The following is a 20,061-nucleotide window of genomic DNA, read 5'->3' as shown; positions in this document are numbered from 1 at the left end:
AAATCGTGGCAAGGGCCCCCAGCAATATGGTCAGGACCAGAAATCCACCCAGGAAAATCGCCATCTTACCCATCGGGCCTCCTACATCATGAATGTGCGGTGCAAACCGGCCGCGACCGCGAACCGTGCCGGCATTGTGAGCCGCCGGCCCGGTGCATTACAGATGCAGGTGACGCCGAAAAAACCATATCAGATGCGCCCTCCCCCGTAGGAGCTGCCGAAGGCTGCGATCCTTTGATCCAAAAACCGATCAAGCAACCTCGGCTTCCTTCTTCAAACTGTTCATATCAATCACAAACCGATACTTCACATCGCCTTTCAGCATGCGGCTATAAGCCTCGTTAATGTTCTGGATATCAATCATCTCAATATCCGAAACAATCCCGTGCTTGGCACAGAAATCCAGCATCTCCTGGGTTTCCTGAATCCCGCCTATCAACGACCCCGCCAGACTGCGGCGCTTGAAGATCAGGTTAAACACCGAAGGCGACGGATGCGGACTGTCCGGCGCACCCACCAGCGTCATCGTGCCATCGCGCTTGAGCAGATTGAGGAAAGCATCCAGATCATGCGGCGCGGCCACCGTGTTCAGAATGAAGTCCAACGTGTTGGCAAACTTCGCCATCTCATCCGGATTCTTCGACACCACCACCTCATCCGCGCCCAGACGCAAACCGTCCTCACGCTTGTTCGGCGACGTCGTAAACAACACCACATGCGCGCCCATGGCATGCGCAATCTTCACCGCCATATGCCCCAGACCACCGAGGCCAACCACCCCGACCTTCTTGCCAGGCCCGACCTTCCAGTGATGCAACGGCGAATACGTGGTAATGCCCGCACACAGCAGCGGCGCGACGGCGGCCAGATTGGCGTTGTCGTGGGAAATGCGCAGAACGAACTTCTCCTTCACCACGATATTGTCCGAGTAACCACCAAACGTATTCTCGCCACCAAACACCGGACCGTTGTAAGTCCCGGTGAAACCGCTCTCGCAATACTGCTCCTCGCCTTCCGCGCACGACGCACAGTGCTGGCAACTGTCGACCATGCAGCCAACGCCGGCCAGATCGCCCACTTTAAACTTGCTGACATTTGCACCGACCGCAGTCACTCGACCGACAATTTCATGGCCCGGCACCGAGGGGTACAGCGTGTTGTGCCACTCATTGCGCACGGTGTGCAGGTCGGAATGGCACACGCCGCAATAGAGGATATCGATCTGCACATCGTCCGCGCCTGGGGCGCGACGTTCGAAGGTGAAAGGCTTGAGCGAGTCCTTGGAACCCTGCGCGGCGTAACTGTAAGTCTTGGCCATTGCGGTCACCTTTTAAGTCAGAGGTTGAATATAAGAGGAGTAGTGTCGGTGCTGAATCGTTCAAGTGGATGACGGGGATGGTCGGTTTGGTGGTCGACCGTCGAGGAACGTTGGCGGCTGCGGTGAGCCGCGTTGCGGATAGGGTAAGGCTTGGGGAGGTGGGGGCGATGGCTGCATTCTGCTGAATTATTGCCTGATCCGGTTAGATTGGGTTGGCGAGGTGTTTATCTCGCCGCATTGGTTGGCTGGCCCTTGAATGCAAAAAAGCCCGCTGACTATCTAAGAGTCAGCGGGCTTTTCATTGCACAGCGGGAATGGTGATGCCCTCACCTACTCCTGTGGATCGACCTGATCCAGAACGCGGTTCGCCGACACCTCTGCCAGGGAAATCATCTGCTGGATTCCCAACATCAGATTGCATTGCGGGCCGGTGAGGCTGAACGCCAATTCACTGGCCATGACGTTCGCGGACGCGAGGGTTTCGCAGCAGTGGGCCAGGAGGCTTTCTTTATCTACGCTGGGATCGGTGAGGAAGAAAGAACGGCGGCGACGGTCGGCGAGCGGTGGTTTGGATGGACGTGACGTCAAGTATTGCTCGATGGCGTGGATCAAGGCGTCATGGAGTTTTTTTGAGTTTAGGCAGGAACACACAGGTGTTGAGTCGGTTTTTGGGGACTCTGGGGTTTCGGATGGATTTACGTCTTTGTCGAGCATTTGAACTCCAATGGATTGGGGTTCTATGAAGATCGGGCTACCACACCCGGTCGCTGCATTGGCGGCGACGGGAGGGCGGTTAGCGAGTGGGGGTCTGACGGGCAAGCCTAATTGGGTGTGGGAGGTTTCTGAGGCGTGTGAGGCTTCAATCTTAGGGCAGCTATCGGCCCTGAGTGTGTAAAAACGTCAAATTGGATTTTCTACATCGACGCCAGAAGCCCGTCCTAACGTTTCGCAATCCTTGGCATTTTCACACAGCCTGAACCCGAAGCCGACGACCAGATGCGCCTATAAAGCTGCGAGCGATTCAGTTTTTTCTTCTGGGCAACCACTTTCACGGTGGCATTTTTTTTGTCAGGACCTACAGGGCTCTCTAAGTAATACTTGACAATGAACTGCTTTTCCAAAAGCCTTTTTACTTCTCCAAAAAGACTCAACTCTCGCCAGTTTTCGCCATTACCAGAAATACTTTCATAAATAAAAAAGCCGCCCGGCTGGATTATATCAATCAAGTTGGCAATTAAGTCTTCATGATATAGATGCACAACTATTACAGCTGAGAATGTATTATTTAAAAACGGGAGTAATTGCCCGCAATCAAGGATCACCGGGTGTATATTTTTACAATCCAAATACCATAAACTACTGAAACCTTTACAAGAAATATCAGCGGCTATTACATTCTCGAAGTACCTTGATAATAGTGCGGAATTTCGACCATAGCCGCACCCCAAATCAAGGGCAAGAGACCCTTCAGGTAAATTCAGTCCTGATATCTCTCTCGCCAAAAAACTTGACGACTCATTGGATATTGGCTTTTTATGTCGACTGTATTTTTCTATAATTTAAACTTACTCCGCTGCGCAACAACTCATAGAATAATCTTGATGCCGACCTTTAACGTAGATCAACAAAAAGGTATTAGACTCTTACTGTAGCCATGCTTGATCCCTGACGAAAAAAATCCTCCGCAGTCCGACTTGCGAGTGCATACCTCGCACTCGACGGCGTATTCATTCTTCCAGTCACTGATTGACTTGCGGTAGTAGGGATAAATATCTGAGTTCACTAAGCAGAGTTGATGGTTGTAGACCGAGATATTCATTCCGTATTTGGAGAGGATGCCAACGGATTTGCTGAGTGTGTCTTTGTATTCGATTGGGTCGATCCACAGCTCATCAAGATTGGCCCTAGTAAAGCCCATCATCTCAAGGCCCATCAGCGCCACATGGTCAACAAACAGCAGGTTGCGTGCGATGAACTCACACAGTTCTGGCAGGCGCTGCACCGACAGCTTGTGAATGACCACTCGGATCTCAACCTTCTGACCCAAGCGCTTCAGGTTGAGAATGCCCTGAATGGTTTCATCGAATGCGCCTCGGGCCTGAACGATGTAGTCATGCAGTGTCGGATCTTCTGAATAGACAGGAACTCCGATCATCGCGTCAGACAATTCAATCTGCGCATACTGTTCAGCGAACGCTGGGTCTTTGAAACTGCGCCCATTCGAGAGAATGTGGATTGCGGTTCTTGGCAGATAACTTTTTGTGAGGCTGATGATTTTAAGGAAGCGCTCCCGATTGGTCGTAGGCTCGCCCCCAGTAAACACCAGCTCGCGGGTATCTTTTGGAATCAGCGGAATCAGGCTCTCGATTTCGTCGAGTATCCATGAGTCATCAGCGGCTTTCGGCGGTTGGGAACACATAAGGCAGTAATGATTACACTGCTCTGTTACCAGGATACTGTTATGCGGCGACGATGCACGAAACAACACTCGGATGCTCTGACGATCCGCTGAAAGCCGGATAACGTCGCCATCACCGATATAGCTATAGTCCTCCGGTAGAATTGAGAAGTCGGAACCGGAAGGGAGCGCATCAACCAGATGCCGATGTTTATCAACCAGCAGATAGTGCGCAAATCCGTGAGGTATCTGGTTATCGGAAACCAGATAGGCCATTTCTCGTCGCAAAACTTCAGGCAGATTTCGACTGGTTGATACTTTGGCTAAGGTGATGGCCTTATCAACATCAACCGCATGTATTCGGATAATCTTTCCGCCGAGCTTCAGCATCGGTTGGCCCACCCCATAAAAATCCGTTTCGTTTGCTCATCGCTTCCCATCAGTTCAATGAGGTGCCTGAAGATCGACATATTCCGCTTGCAGAAAGCCGACTCAGGCTTTCTTGCCACCACATCCTTGTGTATTGCGTGATGGTAGACAGGTTCAGCACCACAGTAGGGTTCGAACGCACAGTCAGAACACATGGGGGCACTTAAAGTGAAGGAGTTTTCCAGTGCATCCAGAAGTTGATCAGAGAGGATGATCTCCTCATATGAATTCTCAAGAATGCTCCCCAACCGGAACGTATGATCACCCATTTCGGCAAGCATACGGCTTTCATCTGAGGCGTAGACCGATCCGTCATAGTTGAACACGATGGCTGCAATACCAGCACCGGCAGGGTTCATTAAATCAACAAACCCTGGGTCCCCCGATGTCAGCATTTTTGTCAGCACGATCGCGGAATACTGCTCTACAAATCGTATGCCCGACTTGTTTAGTTCAATGATGTACTCCAGACCTTCCTTGTAAAATTCCAGCCAGCGCTCCGTGTCATAGGACATGAATTTCTTGGTCTTGATCGCAAAGCCATAAGGGGAAAGCGTGCGCAGGAAAATGCCATCAAAGCCCAGGCGTAAGTATTCATCAATGATGTCACGTGCTCGTGGCAGGCTCTTATCTGTGGTTGTCATCAGGGCTGACACTTGATCATAGCCGAGGGCTGCACGGGCTTTCTTCAAGCCTTCCTCGAAACGCTGGTGACTATCTCGGCCAGGCCGTGGGCGATTTGCATTATGCAGATCCATTGGCCCATCGAGAGAAGATGAAAGCACGATATGGTGCTGCTTACAGAAATCGAGCATGTCATTGGTCAGTAGCGATAGCGTGGTCGCAATGACGAACCGCAGGTCACGCCCTTCCTTGAGGTTACGTTTTTTTGCCTCAAGAACGACGTACTTCACCAATTCGAAGTTCAGCAGCGGCTCGCCACCCTGAAACTCAATTTTGATGGCTGGATTCGGAGACCTGAAAACGAAATCCAACGACTTGTCTGCCATTTCCGTAGTCATGTCGAATTCGCCTTTGCTCTCCGACTGCCTCGACACCTGACAATATGGGCAGCTATGGTCGCAGCGAAGGGTCACCACAAAGATATGCAGATTGGTGAACTGGGCCAGCCTGGATAGCCGCGTGCGAATCTTGAGTGCCAGAAGCTGAAGTGGCGCCTCCTCGTTGGAGAAGCGAATGAACTGTTTGGACCGCAGCGTAGCGATCAGTTCTGATGAGAGCGCGAGCGTCTTGCTTATGATCGGCTCAAGCATCGGCGCCGGTATGACGTGAAACTCACCGGCCATGTTGGTGATGACGTACTCATCGTCATTCAGGCGGTCAAATTTGAAGGGCAGCAACTCGTAGGTGTGTTGCTGCGCGTAGAACTCCAGCTTCTGGAATTTACTCACTAGTCAGCCCGGTTTTTGAAAAAGCCAGCCCAAGGATCAGGTTCTTGATCGGCTGCGTCTCTGCGTTCAGCCGGTGGCGTAGCTGGTAGTCAAGTACGTCCTTCTTGAACTCTTGGATAGCAAACAGAAAGGAAGGCTCGTCAACACCAATATTCGAGGATAAGGCGCAGATAAATTGCCCCCCGTTGATGTGATATCAACCGTCAGTGAATTGATTGAGCGATAAGCGGCTTTTTGCAGAACCTGCACGTCATAAAGCCGCTCGTCAAAGACGAGCGTATCTGAGAGCGCCATTAGGAGCCCGAGGTATGGGAGGCATGAGAAACGTGAGAGGCATGAGAACTGTGAGAACTGTGGTAAGCCATCATCTGACCTTGGTCCCCACGTTTGAGAACAAAGGCGAATTGATCATTGCCACTGCGTACCAAAAGGTTTTCGCCTTGGGCATCGGCCTGGAACGTGTTCGTGACGTCGGTACCGGGCTCGACAACCTCATGGGTAGCTATCGCTGAAGCTTGTTCTGTGGCTATTGCTGCGGCCAGGGTAGCCAGAGGAACCAGAAAAGAACGCTTTTTCATTACAGGATATCCTTATCATTGCGGGGGTTATTTTTTGAGTTTCGGCGCGCCCTCCCGTGATGTCAATGTGCAATCGGTCATTGCGGCCCTTTTCCGATATCTGGCATCCCCCTTATCTTCATCTGAACGTCCGCTACGGCAGAAATCGGCCAAAAGCGGTCACCCCGTTTCTCTGCGAAACAGTCGCCGGTAGAGTTTGAAAACTGTACGCAGCGAGCTTGGAAGGTATCTATAAAACCCAAGGCAATTCAGTTTTCACGAGTGCGAAACCCGCATCCTGGTAATGCAAAAGGCCCAATCAAGAGCCTGTGGTGTGCAGCGTTCATTTCCATGGCTCGAAATGTTATTCGCGACTAAGCGATTAGGAGAGTCAAACCCACAACCCCAAAACTTAAACTTAAGAAAATCGCAACTCTGAAACGCTTCAGGTAAGGACGGTAATGCGAGCTTTCAATCTCCTCGAATTCCGCCTGTCCGATAGCAGCATCGTTACGCGCGTACAGGGCGGCTTGCAGACTGCGCCTAGATTTTTCAGGGTCCCGCCTCGCGTCGATGTAGCGTGAATAGTTACAGTACGAAATCCAAAGCGCTCCTACGCACAGGGTCCATATCACTGCCTGGATAATGTATGTTGCCATTTCTTTTCCGTGCTATTCGGGCTTGTTGGGCTGAGCCGCAGACCGCTTGTGGGAAGCGAACATTTTTGGACCGTCATTCCACAGTTGCCGAGTGCTGTTTTCAGTGACCTCATACGCTGCCTCTGGTCGACCTGCTCGATATTTCGATATTGGATTACGCCAGATATGATCACGACGGCAAGCAGGCCGATCCAGATGCTAAACAGGAGAATCAGTGCAATGCCTAAAGCAAAGGTAATAACCATGCTTTGGGTGACATGCCGAACAATTCCAATCTTGGGTTATTCATGTTCATTTCATCGGCATTTTGGCCGGTGCAGTCGTGTACTGCCTGCTCCAGCGTGCCGTGCTGGACACCAGTGGCTTGCAGGCACCCCTGAACAACTCGGCTTGTTTGCTTTGTCTGTCGAATTCACTCTGGAACCATGGTGAAATCCTTGTAGTAGGAATTCACGGTTGAAAGTCCGACCTTGTAGAACTCGAGCGTTACGGCTGCTCTGCCAAGCTCTACCCAGAGTAGTTGTGCCTTTTGGATATCATTGAGCAGAGCCCAGCCAGCAAGGGTCTGCCTTGTTGAAACGATGACCGGAGGACGAGAGGTCTGATTCAGTATCCTGCCCATCCGAAGGACATCCATTTGCGTGGTTTTGTTTTGCGTAAAGCGGATGTAGCAGTGTGCTGGCAGGTTTGTTCTATTTTGCGCTCCGGCAGCAAGGGCTGCCCGAGTATACAGAACAGCCAAGTCACTTTTGTCCGAGTGGAATACGGATTCTATTAACTCGCCGCCACACCGGACAAGGTTATCCACGTCACTGCTACTGAGGGACTCTACATAAAGTTCGCCAGCCATGCTTGTCTCCTTGTCTATTAGTATATGAGGTTGTTATCCATTACATGAGTTGCTGCCAAAGGCCCAATCACAGGCCAGTGGTACGCAGCGAACTTTTCCCACAACTTTTCGTGTTGTATCCGGCATAGCCCTTTAGGGGCAAAATCAGATGCCGAGCATCGACGCCATTAGCCTTTCGCTCCCACTGATACATTTCGACCAACGCCCCCTCTTTCAACCGCTCGGCGAAGGCCACGATTTCGTGAAGCTGTTCCAGCGTGGCGTCATGCATGTCCAGCGAAGAATCGTCGATATCACTATGCCAGCGCAAGCTCAAAAGCACGCCGGATCACCGCCATATCCACTGTTAGATAAGGCTTACTGTGGTCATGACTCACATGGCCTAAAATCGTCTGCTGCATAGCATCGCAGGCCCGATAGACCACCTGCCCACTGTCCAATTGACGGTTATTAAATGCCTGTTCAAAGGCTTGCCCCTAGTGCGTCATGACCAATTTTTAACCAGAGGTGGTGTAAGAGGAATTGGGTTCAGCTATGTAGTCGTCAACTGCGGAAGTTCGCTGCCGAATCGCTAGCAAACCGAGATTGAACGACCGCTTCTGGCCGATACAAGCCGGCTGCAATCGCCCCATAGCTACCTCTCGGGAGTGCTCCAAGTTGGCTAAAACTCGCCCCAGCCTCTGATCTGCTCAGAGCTCCCAGTATTCCTCGACCTGGTGGTGCGGATTTCCGGCCATCAGCAACTTGATGGCATCTATGTGCGCCACGTAGTCAGCCTCAGAGAACTTAGTCCATCGCGGATAAAGATGTTCTCACGAGTCTACCGACACAACGAGCAAGTGAAATCGATCAGTTACTGCCGCATAAGTGGATGCCCGTTTAACCACGCGAAGTCGATAGAGCAGAATCATATGGGTCAGGAGAAATGCTGTCTAAACCAGCGACTTTTGAATTTGATGATCAAATGCATCTAGAAAATCGTGCATACCGATTTCTCCGAGATCTACCGCTTTAGCGCCGCCGGCCGCAATAAAGGTGACATCAGTGATACCCAGGACGTTGAGGATCAGTTTCAAATAGTGGGTCGCAATGTCACGGTCTCTAATCGGGGAGTCGTTGGTGTAAACACCTCCCGAGGCGAGCAGCACCGTTGCCTTTTTACCGGTCACCAGCCCTTTACCATCAAAGCCCAAGGTCAGGCCTTTACGTACCACGTGATCCACCCACGCCTTGAGCGCCGCAGGGACGTTATAGTTGTAGACCGGCGTTGAAATAACCACGTGATCGGTTTCCAGCAACTCGGCCGTAAGCTCATCGGATAGCTGCAACACGGCTTTCATTTCAGGCGAATGTTGGGTTTGCGGGGTGAAGTAAGCCTGTAACCAGGGGGCCGTCACGAACGTAAGCGGAGTGTCCGTTAGATCCCGTATTTTTATAGCGCCCCTAGGGTGTGCAGCTTCCCACGCGGCGACAAATCGGCGAGTGAGCTGCCGGGAGATTGAAGCATCCCCACGTGAGCTGGTTTCAATGGAGAGAAGCCTGGACATGGAAGTAACTCCTGCGCGGTGACGCGGCGGTAGGTTTTGCGTTGTCGCTTTAGGCGATGTGCGACACACTCTACCCAATGCGATCTCTAAGCAGGAGTGATGTAAATATGATTAAGTCCATCTGTTTAAGTGATGGTTCATGATCGGAAATCTCAGCCTGGATCAGTTGCGGATCCTTGTAACCATTGCTGATACAGGCAGTTTTTCGGCAACGGGACGTCACCTGCGGCGTGCTCAATCTGCCATTAGCCAGTCGATTGCCACACTTGAGTCAGTTCAAGGTGTGAGGCTGTTTGATCGCAGCGGCCATCGCCCAACGCTCACTGAGGTCGGTAGAGTGCTAGTGGTTCAAGCGCGCGCAGTGCTGGCAAGCGCTGCCCAGTTTGAAGCAATGGCAGCAAGTACGGCAGCAGGGGTTGAGCCGGAGTTGACGCTCGCCATAGACCCTTTGGTCCCTAGCGCACCGCTCATCGAAAGCCTGCGCGCTCTCCGCGAGGCTTTTCCGCATCTGGCAGTGAGTTTTTCTACAGAAGGCTTGGGCGGCGCAGAGCGCCGATTGCGCAACGGCGATGCGGCACTGGCGCTTTGCACATTGATTCCGACAGTGCCCGACGATGTCGTCGCACTGCCGCTGCTCAGCGTCGACTTGAGGCCAGTAGTCGCCAGCGGGCATCCCCTGGCGATGTTAGGCCATCGGGCAACAAGTGCAGACCTCAAGCCTTATGTGCAACTGGTACTTTCCGATCCGGTTTCTCCCGACGGCCCTAGCGATGGAGTGACGGGCAGTCACCAGTGGCGGTTTGTAGATTTGGCACGGCGGCTGGATTTTTTGCTCGCCGGGTTCGGTTGGTGCCGAATGCCAGAGCATCTGATTACGGATCATCTGGCTTCAGGACGCCTCCTGCCGCTTGAGTTAACCGCCGAACTTCAGCGCACACCAGACACACTTACGATCTACGCAGCGCACATGCAAAATCGCTCTTTAGGGAAAGCAGGCCGATGGCTTCTGAATGATCTGACCCGTCGTCTGTGCATGTGATGATACGAAGACGACTAACGTCAGCGGTTTGGTTATCCCGTTGGCCAAAGGGCTGATGCGGCTAATCGAACTGGTTGTACAGGGACTGCCCGAGTCGTGATCGTCTGTGCGTATTTCGCAAGCCAAGGTGTGATGCCTGCCCGCTTACGAAACTGATTGGAAATCTCAAGGATCGAGGATAGGAAATGAGCATTCTCAGTGGACTGAAAAGCCTCGTTAGACGCGGCCCTCAAGAGCAAGTCGTCGGTTACTCCCTTCCAGATTTGAAGTCGGTTTTTACTCCGCCGTTATTAGGCCCCGCTCGTCCCTTTGCCGACTATCCGCCAGTGGTGCCGTTGGAGGATGTCGGTGTTCTCGCCTATTACTCTACTTTTCTAACCACACCGGAAGACGCTGATGAATTCGCAGCACTGGTCGAATCGAATTTCAGTTTCGTGGTTGAAAAACCATTCAATAACCATCCCGTAAAGCGCTATTCCAACGGCCGTAAAGACGAGCACTTGATCTACTTCAACTCCGATTCTGAGTTCAACGCCACAACGGTTCGTATGGTGACGAATAGCGTCGATTTTCTGGGTGTTGTTCAGGGGTCGGGATGGGCTGTTCCGCCGCCGTGGATTGCGTTTGAGGGTTACAAGGCTTCTTGGTGGGGAGGCGATATGCAGGGGGCTCAGGGGTATTACAACGATAACTACTTCCTTCCATTTTTCACTCGGTTAAGTGGTTTGGAGAAGCAGGCGTATTACGTGCGGTTCGAGGCTAGCAGTGAGTGGATTGAGAGTTTGGAGTTGATGTGTGGCAATGAGTGAGGTTGCTTTGGGGCTGCTGCGCAGCCCAACGGGGCAAGCCCCCTCACCACAGGTATTTGCCAACATCGGATTTTGCGTTGCCTGCCAGAGCTGAACCCCGCCCACAAAAAAGCCCACTGACCGTCACCGGTTCAGTGGGCTTTTTCAAATAAGGCTTCTAGTTACAGAGCCATATCACTTGCAGCGTTAGGCTTAACAGCCTTCGCAGCGTCAGCCGGAGCCGGAGCAGCAGCCGGAGCCGCCAACTGCGGAATCGCCGGCGGCGGAGTCAGCTGCAATACCTTGGCGGTATAAGCCCACTCTTCAGCCACTTTGGCTGGGTTGCCATTCAACTGAGTGCCATAGCTCGGCACGATCTGGTGCAGCTTTTCCTGCCACGCCGGCGTTGCAACCTGATCCTTGAAGACCTTTTGCAGCACGGTCAGCATGATCGGTGCAGCGGTCGATGCGCCTGGGGAAGCGCCCAGCAGACCGGCGATGGTGCCGTCAGCGGAGGTAACAATTTCAGTACCCAGTTTCAGCACGCCACCCGCAGCTTCATCACGCTTGATGATTTGCACGCGTTGGCCGGCTTGCCACAGGCGCCAGTCTTCGGCTTTGGCGTTCGGGAAGTATTCTTTCAGGGCGTTCATGCGGTCTTCGTCGGACAGCATGAGTTGGCCAGCAAGGTACTCAACCAGTGGGTATTCCTTGATGCCGACTTTGGTCATCGGCCAGATGTTGTGGGTGGTGGTGCTGGTCAGCAGGTCCAGGTACGAGCCTTCTTTGAGGAACTTGGTGCTGAAGGTCGCGAATGGGCCAAACAGGATGACGCGCTTGCCGTCCAGGACACGGGTGTCCAGGTGCGGAACGGACATAGGCGGTGCGCCAACGGAGGCTTTGCCGTAGGCCTTGGCCAGGTGTTGTTCGGCGATGGTTGGGTTGTCGGTCACGAGGAACGAGCCGCCAACCGGGAAGCCTGCGTATTCCTTGGCTTCAGGAATGCCGGACTTCTGCAGCAGGTGCAGTGCACCGCCGCCCGCGCCGATGAACAGGAACTTGGCGTCGGTTTCGGTGGTGGTGCCGTCTTTCAGGTTTTTGTAGCTTACGCGCCAGGTGCCGTCGGCGTTCTTGGTGATGTCCTGTACTTCGCTGGACAGTTTCAAGTCGAACTTAGGCGTGGTTTGCAGGTGCGCAACGAACTGGCGGGTGATTTCGCCGAAGTTGACGTCGGTGCCGATCGGAGTCCAGGTAGCCGCGATTTTCTGGTTCGGGTCACGCCCTTCCATCATCAGCGGAACCCACTTCTTGATCACAGCCGGGTCTTCGGAGTACTGCATGCCGGCGAACAGCGGGCTCGCTTGCAGGGCTTCGTAGCGTTTTTTCAGGAACTTGATGTTGTCATCGCCCCACACAAAGCTCATGTGCGGAGTGGAGTTGATGAACGAACGCGGGTTCTTCAGAACGCCTTGCTGAACCTGCCACGACCAGAACTGACGGGAGATCTGGAAGGCTTCGTTGATTTCAACGGCTTTCGGGATCTGGACTTTACCGTTCTCGTCTTCCGGGGTGTAGTTCAGCTCTGCCAGGGCGGAGTGACCGGTACCGGCGTTGTTCCAGCCGTTGGAGCTTTCCAGGGCGACGCCGTCGAGGCGCTCGACCATTTCCATCGACCAGTCCGGTTGCAACTCATTGAGCCACACACCCAGGGTCGCGCTCATGATGCCGCCGCCAATAAGCAGCACATCGACTTTCTTTGCCTCTTCCGCGTGAACGGACGTGATCCCCATCGACAAAGCCAGCCCCAATAGGGCCGTGTTCAGTTTTTTAAGCATCTGTTGCACCTATGATAAAACGCCATCCGCCCTTCCATCCTCACACGCGAAGGCCCCTGGTTCACGGCACGCAGGCAGCATGTCGTGGGTTCCCGCACATCAGGATTGGAGGGTGGGCACACAAGGCCGACGGTTCCATCGACCTCAGTTTATATGTCCCTACTGAACTGACTTTTTATCATTATTGGCTTCAGCTACTTGAGCGACATTGATCCTGTTTGCACGCCGCTAGGGCGAACGAACTGAATAGGTCAAAGCAAGTTGGCGGGCAGAATATCACGACACGGCAAACCCGCGCGTCTGTTCCCGACTTGGTGGTCTGTATCTGTGTCTGGATATATCGGCGGTGGCTGGCAAAACCTGGTGGTGGATGGTGTGGGTTTGAGGTGTCTGGGCCGGCCTCTTCGCGAGCAAGCCCGCTCCCACAGGGGATCTTCGGTGAACACAACATCTGCACATACGACACCGCCCAATTGTGGGAGCGGGCTTGCTCGCGAAGAGGCCCCCACAGAGACCATCAAACGGATGGTTTCAGAAGCGCCTGCAAGCTCAACGCATTACCAGTGGCAAACCCACCCGCCGTGTTATCAAAAACGCACCACGTCTCGGCCCCCGCCCGCACCGACGCTTGAATCTGCGCAGCCAATACCTGCAATCGACTCAGCTCATAGTCGCTGTAATAAATCCGTGGCGAGCCATGCAGCCGCCAGTAACGTACGCCCGACCACCCGCTCGCGACCCCGCCACCGGTGATGGGCGATGGATCGGCCGCGACCCGAGCGATCCTCTGTTCGATCAGCAACCCATTGGCCGCACGCCAGGTTTCATGTCGAGGCTCAAGCACCACCGAACCCTCATAACGCTGGCGCAGCATCCGGAAAAACCCTGCGGCTACTTCAGCGTCATAGGCCAGCGACGGCGGCAACTGGATCAGTAGACAACCCAACTTGTCGCCCAACTGCGTGCATTGAGCAAGGAACTCGTCGAGCAACGCTTCGCAGTTCTGCAAGCGCTGAACATGGGTAATGAGCTTGGGGATCTTCACCGAAAAACGAAACGTCGACGGCACCGACTCTGCCCAGCGCCGATAGGTTTGTGGCTGATGCGGGCGGTAGAAAGAGCTGTTGATTTCAACGGCTGACAGTTGCGCGGCATACCGTTGCAAGTGGGTGCCGGTATCAGGAAACATCGCCCCGTGTTCCCGGGGCACGCTCCAGCCTGCGGTGCCGATATAAACCGCTCTGGACACCGATTCAGGTCCCACCTCCCAGTCCCGCTATCGAATTGGCAAAGACGACGCCCGCCTCCCGCACCAGCACACGCCACTCTGCGCTGTTGATGAGTCCTTTGCGTTCCATCTCATCGGCAGCCTTCAGCAGTTCGTCGTAGTGCTCTTCGCTGTCCATGCGGATCTCGGGTTGTCTCAGCAATTGGTACCACGCAGCCAAGGCTTGCTGCTTTGCTTGATCATTCATGGTCGAGCTTCCGTGGGTCGTTTCCCCTTGGAAGTGTCGAGTTGAAGGGCCGTTCCTCGCGCCCGACAAATGGCGGTAAACGCCCGAATCGCTTGCTGACTTCTCCCTAAAATATCTGCTACGTTGTACGACGACTGACAAATTAATCAGTCGCGCCCCCCACAACAACAAGGAAACACCCATGACAAAAACCAAAGTGCTGATCGGTTTTCTCTGTCTCTTCAGCGGCTATGTCGCCGCCGCCCCGGCTGCTGCGGACAAAGACGTGGCGCAAGCCGTGGACCATCTGACCCAAGCCATGCTGCACAAGGACATTCCCGGCCTGGAAGCGCTGACGGCGGCCAACCTGAGCTATGGGCATTCCAGCGGTAAAATCCAGGACAAGAAAGCCTTCATTGCCGATATCAAAACGGGCAAAAGCGCGTTCAAGACATTAGAGATGCAGAACCAGACCATTACCCTGTCGGGTGATACGGCGCTGGTCCGCAACCACTTCTCGGCACAGGCGCTCAACGGTACTGAAGTGGTGCCGACCGAGATCGAGAACCTGCAGATTTGGCAGAAACAACATGGGAAATGGTTGTTGGTTGGGCGTCAGGCTTTCCATATCTGACTTGTCTGCCAGTTAAAGGGTGTCTGGTCTGACGCCTTCGCGAGCAAGCCCGCTCCCACAGTGAATCGGCGTTGGGCACGTAATTACCGATCAACACCGGACCCTGTGGGAGCCGGGCTTGCCCGCGATGAGGGCGGCACATCCAGCAAGGATGTCGGCTGACACTCCGCCTTCGCGAGCAGGCTCACTCCCATAGGGGGAATTTGTGGTGACCAGAAGAAAAGTGAATCGCCGGATCTAAAGTACTGATCGGTATAGCAGTCCAACAGTCGCGGCGTATCGATGACTTTGGCGGGTGTTCCGACCGGGATCGTCAAGTACCACGTTGCCAGTTCGATCATCTCTACTCTCCTTGGGAACGACGGGACCCTACAGCACTTATGACTGATTCCCTTCTACAAGGTTTGTGCGCAGGAATTGAACTCCTGAGCCCCGCCGCACCTCCTAAGTAATGTGTTACTTCCTTTTCGCTTTACGCTGTTGGAGGACGACGCCATGCGCCGCATGCTACTCATTACTTCTCTGATATTGTGCCTGCCCATCGGGTCAGCCCTGGCCGTAAGCGGCAAGGATGTTGCGACCTCGGCAGGGGTTTCCGCTTCCCTTTATTCAACCTTCAAAGACCACAAAATGGTGATTCCGGCTCGGGATGACGTCTCTGCGTTTGTCGCCAGTGACGGCGCTATTCGTGGGGTCTACATGGAAGCGGTGTTGCATCAGATCCGCCAGGACAACCCTGGCCTCAACGCCACCGACGAAGACCTGGCCAATGCGATCCTCGTTCAATACGAAGGGCCAGCGCCTCACTAACCACCTATGTTCACTCGCGTGAGTATCAGGGGCAGGCTTGTATAAATGCCTGCCCTTGGTCTGCGCTCGAACGCTATGGGCAAAACTGATCACGGGCCACTATGATTGAGCCCATGACGACCTCGGCCCCGATCCGTTCACCCTGCCCACCCGGTGCCTGCATTTGCGGGCGTGACCCGTTGCTGGAAACTCCCGGCGCGGACGTGCGCATCCTGTTTCTGACCCGTCAGGATGAGAAACGCCTGCTTGAGCGCCTGGAAAACCTGCAAAGCCTGGCCGACCTTGAACACGTGCAGCAGCTGATGTACGGGCGCTTAGGCATTCGAGTTGAACTGATGCCGAGCTTCAACGAAGTGCGAACCATGCGCGGCATCGGCATACAGATCGAGGAACTGCCGGGCCTATGCCGCAAGACCCGCGCGGCGATTCCGGCCGCCATCCGCCGAAGCCTGGAAAAGCGCCCGGAGATCGCCTACGAGCTGCTCAACGCCAACGACTTGCTGCGCGATGCCTAAGTGTTTCACCGCCGCATCCCTTGCTTGAAAAATCTGTTGGCGGCGGCGGGCAAGCACCAGGCCTCATTGAAAGTACGCAAAACCTGTGGGAGCGGGCTTGCTCGCGAAGGCGCCAGCACATTCAACCCATAAGTTGACTGACAGACCGCTTTCGCGAGCAAGCCCGCTCCCACAGGGCCTGCAGTGGTCTTGAGAGCTAGCGCACTTTACGCAGCAAAAAGTGCGACAACGCCGGAATCAGCACCAACGCCCCGACCATGTTCCAGATAAACATGAAGGTCAGCAGGATGCCCATGTCCGCCTGGAACTTGATCGGCGACCAAGCCCAAGTGATGACGCCTGCCGCCAGGGTGATGCCGACCAGCGCCACGACCTTGCCGGTGAACGCCACCGCATTGCGATACGCCTCGGTCAGCGACAACCCGGCACGCTGCTGCGCCAACTGCACACTCAGCAAGTACAACGCGTAGTCGACGCCAATCCCCACGCCGAGGGCGATCACCGGCAGCGTCGCGACTTTCACTCCCATGCCGAGCCAGACCATCAGCGCTTCGCACAAAATCGAGGTCAACATCAACGGCACCACAGCAACCACCACCGCTCGCCAACTGCGGAAGGTGATGAAACACAACACAATCACCGCGCCATAGACGTACAGCAACATGGTCCGGTTGGCCTCGCGCACAACGATGTTGGTGGCTGCTTCGATCCCGGCACTGCCGGCGGCCAGCATAAACTGGCGATCACCATTGCTGTGTTCACGGGCAAAGGTTTCGGCGACTTGCACCACGCGGTCCAGGGTTTCGGCCTTGTGATCGGACAGGTAGGCCACGATCGGCATCATCGAACAATCATTGTTGAACAGGTCCGGGCTGCTGACCGAGGCCTGCTGCGCGCCGTAATTCAGCACATTCTGGTTGCGAGCGATGGTCAGCCACTTCGGGTTGCCTTCGTAAGACCCAGCCGTGATCTGCCGCACCGCGTTGACCAGCGACACGGTGGTTTGCACGCCCGGTTGCTGCTGCAACAGCCAACCCAAGCGATCGGCCTCCACCAGCGTTTCGTATTTCAGGCAGCCTTCGCTGGGGGTCTTGAGCATGATCGCGAACTGATCGCTGGACAGCGAATAGTTGGCAGTGATGTAGGCGTTGTCGCGGTTGTAACGCGAATCGGCGCGCAGTTCCGGGGCGCCGGGGTCCAGATCGCCGATCTTCAGATGATGGCTGACGACAATCCCGCCCACCGCCAACACCGTCGCCACGCTCACGGCGATGGTGGCCCAGCGGCGTTCGGTGAACTTGTCGAGGAAACTCCAGAGCGCGCCCATGCCTTTGCCGCGCAGCTCTTCGTTTTCCGCGCGCAAGCTGCGCACGGCGGCTTTGCGACTGACGCCCCAGTAGGACAGCAACACCGGCAGCAGCACCAGGTTGGTGAAGATCAGCACCGCGACGCCGATGCTGGCGGTGATGGCCAAGTCCTGGATCACCGGGATATCGATCAGCATCAACACCGCAAAACCCACGGCATCGGCCAGCAACGCGGTGAGTCCGGCGAGGAACAAGCGGCGGAAGGTGTAGCGCGCGGCGACCAGTTGATGGGTGCCACGCCCGACGTCCTGCATGATCCCGTTCATCTTCTGCGCGCCGTGGGACACGCCGATGGCGAACACCAGGAACGGCACCAGAATCGAAAACGGGTCCAGGGCAAAACCGAACAGCGCCACCAGGCCCAATTGCCAGACCACAGCGATCACCGAGCAGAGGATCACCAGCGCGGTACTGCGCACGCAGCGGGTGAAGTAAAAATGATCGCCGTGGCGATCAGCGCGGCGACGCCGAAGTACAGCATCACCTGCATCAGTCCATCGATCAGGTCACCGACCAGTTTGGCGAAGCCGATCACGCGGATCTTGATCGGGCCTTTGCCCTCTTCCCCCGCAACCCGCACCCGGCCTTCGAATTCGTACTTGTTGCGCAGCTTCTCTTCGAGGGTTTTAGAGAACTGGTGGTAGTCGATGCCCTGGCCGGTAACCGGGTCTTTCTCCAGCAGCGGCACGAAGATCATGCTCGACTTGAAGTTGTTGCCGATCAGGCTACCGACGATCCCCGAGCGCGCAATGTTCTGCCGCAACTGCTGAACGCTCTGGGCCGAGCCGTCGTAGGAGTCGGGCATCACCGGCCCGCCCTGGAAACCTTCTTCGGTGACTTCGGTCCAGCGCACGGCCGGGGTCCACAGGGACTTCATCCAGGCACGATCAACGCCCGGGGTCACGAACAGTTCGTCGTTGATCTCCTTCAAGGCATCGAGGTAATGCGGATCGAAAATATCGCCGTTGCTGCTCTCCACCACCACCCGCACCGCGTTGCCCAGGCCGCGAAGGGCCTGACGGTTTTCCAGGTAGTTTTTGATGAAGGGCTGGCTCTGAGGGATCATTTTTTCGAAGCTGGCATTGAGCGTCAGCCGGGTCGAGGCAAAAAAACTCAGCGCCAGCGTCACCAGCAAACAGGCCAGCACCACCCACAGTCGGTTGTTAAAAATCAGCCGTTCCAGGGTGTTTCCGGAGCGGGCATCGAAGCCCTTGAGCTCGCGGATGACCGGCATTGTTTCAAGTTCGTAGTGACCCATCATGCTGTTCTCTTTGTTATGCCGGGCTTATTCGAGGGGCAATTGCCGCAAACCACGGGTGCCCGCGAGCACCAGTGCGCCGCTTTTAGTGATCTGTGCGGCGGCCACCGGGGCCAGTGAAGTGTTCGGTTGAATCTGAAAACTGGCGCCGTCGTCAGCGCTGACCAACACTTGCCCGGCCTGGCTGACCAGGACGATCCGGCCGTCGGCGGTCACACTGCTGGCGGTGATGCTGATCGGCAAACCGAGTTCGACTTTGTTCCAGCTCGCGCCGTCGTCAGTGCTGCGGTAGACGTTGCCGCGCAAGCCGAATACCAGCGCAACCCCGGGTTTGCCGGTGATGCCGAAAAAGCTGCCGTTATAGGGCGTGGGCGTTGCCTTGAATCGAGCGCTTGGACGATCCAGTTTCAACACCAACCCTTGCTCGCCGACGATGAACAATTGGTCACCGATCGGGCGCAGCGCATAGAGGTTCAGCGCAGTCGGGTTGTCGGTGCGCTCCAGCAACGGCGTCCAGTGGCGACCGCCATCGTCGGTGCGAAAAATCAGGTTGAAGGCACCGACGATGTAGCCGACCTGATCGCTTTCGAACCAGACATCCAGGAAGGGTTTGTCGGCGCCCTCCTCGACCATGCGTTGAGCGTCATTGACCCGCGCTTGCAGGTCGGCGTCGTCCGGTTGGCGGGCGAGTTGCTGCCGGTAATAGTCGAGCATGATCGGGCCGATCTGACGGCCGTCCAGTTGTCGGTTCCAGGTCTGGCCAGCGTCGCTGCTGTGCAACACCACGCCATCGTGCCCCACCGCCCAACCTTGTTGCGGATTTGGAAAGTGCACCGCCACCAGGTCGGAACTGACCGGCACCGAGGCCTGCTGCCAATGTTGGCCGGCGTCATCGGAGTACAAAATGTGCCCGCGCTGACCCACGGCAATCAACCGCTCGCCGGCCCGGGCCAATCCCGTCAGTGTGGCGTGGGCCGCCAGGGCGCTGGGCAGCGCAGGTGTATCGAGCACATCGGCAAATTCACCGGCCACCGCCGGATGGGTAAACGGCACCGCCATCGCTGCCGCCAATGCGGCCAGCAAAAACCACTTGATCGTTGTCATTTTTATTATCTCGGGTGCACACCACCGCCTCCTTGTAGGAGCGAGGCTTGCCCGCGAAGGCGGTGTATCAGTAACGATGATGTCGAC

General features: G+C 55.3%; 18 protein-coding genes and 3 pseudogenes. 5 read left to right on the top strand and 16 right to left on the bottom strand.

What is annotated here, in order from left to right; genetic code table 11:
- Nucleotides 1–250: 250 nt before the first annotated feature.
- From RHM58_RS21570 to RHM58_RS21525, 10 genes and pseudogenes are all read right to left on the bottom strand, one after another.
- On the bottom strand, nucleotides 251–1,318 hold the full coding sequence (locus RHM58_RS21570; protein WP_201257378.1) for an NAD(P)-dependent alcohol dehydrogenase: 1,068 nt from the start codon (nucleotides 1,316–1,318) through the stop codon (nucleotides 251–253).
- A gap of 330 nt (nucleotides 1,319–1,648) precedes the next feature.
- Nucleotides 1,649–2,032: a DUF6124 family protein gene (locus tag RHM58_RS21565; protein ID WP_322268135.1), complete on the bottom strand. Its 384-nt coding sequence runs from the start codon at nucleotides 2,030–2,032 to the stop codon at nucleotides 1,649–1,651.
- A 224-nt stretch (nucleotides 2,033–2,256) separates the two neighbouring features.
- The gene (locus RHM58_RS21560; RefSeq protein ID WP_322268134.1) at nucleotides 2,257–2,820 is read right to left on the bottom strand and encodes a class I SAM-dependent methyltransferase; all 564 of its coding nucleotides are present in this window, start codon (nucleotides 2,818–2,820) and stop codon (nucleotides 2,257–2,259) included.
- A 119-nt stretch (nucleotides 2,821–2,939) separates the two neighbouring features.
- Complete coding sequence (gene hxsC / locus RHM58_RS21555; RefSeq protein WP_322270876.1) at nucleotides 2,940–4,106, bottom strand: His-Xaa-Ser system radical SAM maturase HxsC; 1,167 nt, start codon at nucleotides 4,104–4,106, stop codon at nucleotides 2,940–2,942.
- On the bottom strand, nucleotides 4,100–5,557 hold the full coding sequence (hxsB, locus tag RHM58_RS21550) for a His-Xaa-Ser system radical SAM maturase HxsB (RefSeq protein ID WP_201257382.1): 1,458 nt from the start codon (nucleotides 5,555–5,557) through the stop codon (nucleotides 4,100–4,102). Before hxsB ends, hxsC begins: the two co-directional genes overlap by 7 nt.
- A pseudogene (hxsD, locus tag RHM58_RS21545) lies at nucleotides 5,550–5,851 on the bottom strand (His-Xaa-Ser system protein HxsD). Before hxsD ends, hxsB begins: the two are co-directional and overlap by 8 nt.
- The gene (gene hxsA2 / locus RHM58_RS21540) at nucleotides 5,851–6,135 is read right to left on the bottom strand and encodes a His-Xaa-Ser repeat protein HxsA2 (RefSeq protein WP_201257383.1); all 285 of its coding nucleotides are present in this window, start codon (nucleotides 6,133–6,135) and stop codon (nucleotides 5,851–5,853) included. Before hxsA2 ends, hxsD begins: the two are co-directional and overlap by 1 nt.
- A gap of 1,050 nt (nucleotides 6,136–7,185) precedes the next feature.
- Nucleotides 7,186–7,623 carry a hypothetical protein gene (locus RHM58_RS21535; RefSeq protein ID WP_322268133.1) on the bottom strand — a complete coding sequence of 146 codons (438 nt, stop codon included), beginning with the start codon at nucleotides 7,621–7,623 and terminating at the stop codon, nucleotides 7,186–7,188.
- Between the two features lie 67 nt (nucleotides 7,624–7,690).
- Complete coding sequence (locus tag RHM58_RS21530; RefSeq protein ID WP_322268132.1) at nucleotides 7,691–7,945, bottom strand: hypothetical protein; 255 nt, start codon at nucleotides 7,943–7,945, stop codon at nucleotides 7,691–7,693.
- 610 nt (nucleotides 7,946–8,555) lie between these two features.
- Nucleotides 8,556–9,170: an FMN-dependent NADH-azoreductase gene (locus tag RHM58_RS21525; RefSeq protein ID WP_242486417.1), complete on the bottom strand. Its 615-nt coding sequence runs from the start codon at nucleotides 9,168–9,170 to the stop codon at nucleotides 8,556–8,558.
- A 139-nt stretch (nucleotides 9,171–9,309) separates the two neighbouring features.
- Between RHM58_RS21525 and RHM58_RS21520 the strand changes: the two genes are divergently transcribed.
- Nucleotides 9,310–10,209 carry a LysR family transcriptional regulator gene (locus RHM58_RS21520; RefSeq protein WP_322268131.1) on the top strand — a complete coding sequence of 300 codons (900 nt, stop codon included), beginning with the start codon at nucleotides 9,310–9,312 and terminating at the stop codon, nucleotides 10,207–10,209.
- A 185-nt stretch (nucleotides 10,210–10,394) separates the two neighbouring features.
- Complete coding sequence (locus tag RHM58_RS21515) at nucleotides 10,395–11,018, top strand: hypothetical protein (RefSeq protein ID WP_322268130.1); 624 nt, start codon at nucleotides 10,395–10,397, stop codon at nucleotides 11,016–11,018.
- Between the two features lie 161 nt (nucleotides 11,019–11,179).
- Here RHM58_RS21515 and mqo read toward each other — a convergent pair whose 3' ends face one another.
- The 3 genes from mqo to RHM58_RS21500 form a co-directional block, all read right to left on the bottom strand.
- Nucleotides 11,180–12,832, bottom strand: a complete 1,653-nt coding sequence (gene mqo / locus RHM58_RS21510) for a malate dehydrogenase (quinone) (RefSeq protein ID WP_201257388.1) — start codon at nucleotides 12,830–12,832, stop codon at nucleotides 11,180–11,182.
- Nucleotides 12,833–13,349: 517 nt separating this feature from the next.
- The gene (locus tag RHM58_RS21505; protein ID WP_322268129.1) at nucleotides 13,350–14,081 is read right to left on the bottom strand and encodes a DUF72 domain-containing protein; all 732 of its coding nucleotides are present in this window, start codon (nucleotides 14,079–14,081) and stop codon (nucleotides 13,350–13,352) included.
- Nucleotides 14,082–14,085: 4 nt separating this feature from the next.
- On the bottom strand, nucleotides 14,086–14,307 hold the full coding sequence (locus RHM58_RS21500; RefSeq protein ID WP_201257390.1) for a hypothetical protein: 222 nt from the start codon (nucleotides 14,305–14,307) through the stop codon (nucleotides 14,086–14,088).
- 181 nt (nucleotides 14,308–14,488) lie between these two features.
- Here RHM58_RS21500 and RHM58_RS21495 point away from each other — a divergent pair, with 181 nt between their 5' ends.
- Nucleotides 14,489–14,920: a nuclear transport factor 2 family protein gene (locus RHM58_RS21495; protein ID WP_322268128.1), complete on the top strand. Its 432-nt coding sequence runs from the start codon at nucleotides 14,489–14,491 to the stop codon at nucleotides 14,918–14,920.
- A 206-nt stretch (nucleotides 14,921–15,126) separates the two neighbouring features.
- Here the strand turns inward: RHM58_RS21495 and RHM58_RS21490 are convergent.
- Nucleotides 15,127–15,261 (bottom strand): annotated as a pseudogene (locus RHM58_RS21490) (polysaccharide lyase family 7 protein); the annotation flags it as partial.
- Between the two features lie 154 nt (nucleotides 15,262–15,415).
- On the opposite strand from RHM58_RS21490, the gene RHM58_RS21485 reads away from it, so the two are divergent.
- The gene (locus tag RHM58_RS21485) at nucleotides 15,416–15,730 is read left to right on the top strand and encodes a DUF2388 domain-containing protein (RefSeq protein ID WP_201193261.1); all 315 of its coding nucleotides are present in this window, start codon (nucleotides 15,416–15,418) and stop codon (nucleotides 15,728–15,730) included.
- 113 nt (nucleotides 15,731–15,843) lie between these two features.
- Nucleotides 15,844–16,245 (top strand): hypothetical protein, encoded by a 402-nt coding sequence (locus RHM58_RS21480; protein ID WP_322268127.1) that lies wholly within the window; start codon nucleotides 15,844–15,846, stop codon nucleotides 16,243–16,245.
- Between the two features lie 196 nt (nucleotides 16,246–16,441).
- Here RHM58_RS21480 and RHM58_RS21475 read toward each other — a convergent pair.
- A pseudogene (locus RHM58_RS21475) lies at nucleotides 16,442–18,870 on the bottom strand (efflux RND transporter permease subunit).
- 27 nt (nucleotides 18,871–18,897) lie between these two features.
- The gene (locus RHM58_RS21470; protein ID WP_322268126.1) at nucleotides 18,898–19,974 is read right to left on the bottom strand and encodes a WD40/YVTN/BNR-like repeat-containing protein; all 1,077 of its coding nucleotides are present in this window, start codon (nucleotides 19,972–19,974) and stop codon (nucleotides 18,898–18,900) included.
- Nucleotides 19,975–20,061 lie beyond the last annotated feature (87 nt).

The sequence above is a fragment of the Pseudomonas sp. 10S4 genome (assembly GCF_034344865.1).
Lineage (GTDB): Bacteria > Pseudomonadota > Gammaproteobacteria > Pseudomonadales > Pseudomonadaceae > Aquipseudomonas.
The sequence above is the reverse complement of the archived record's forward strand: the minus strand, read 5'-3'. Positions and strand labels throughout refer to the sequence as shown.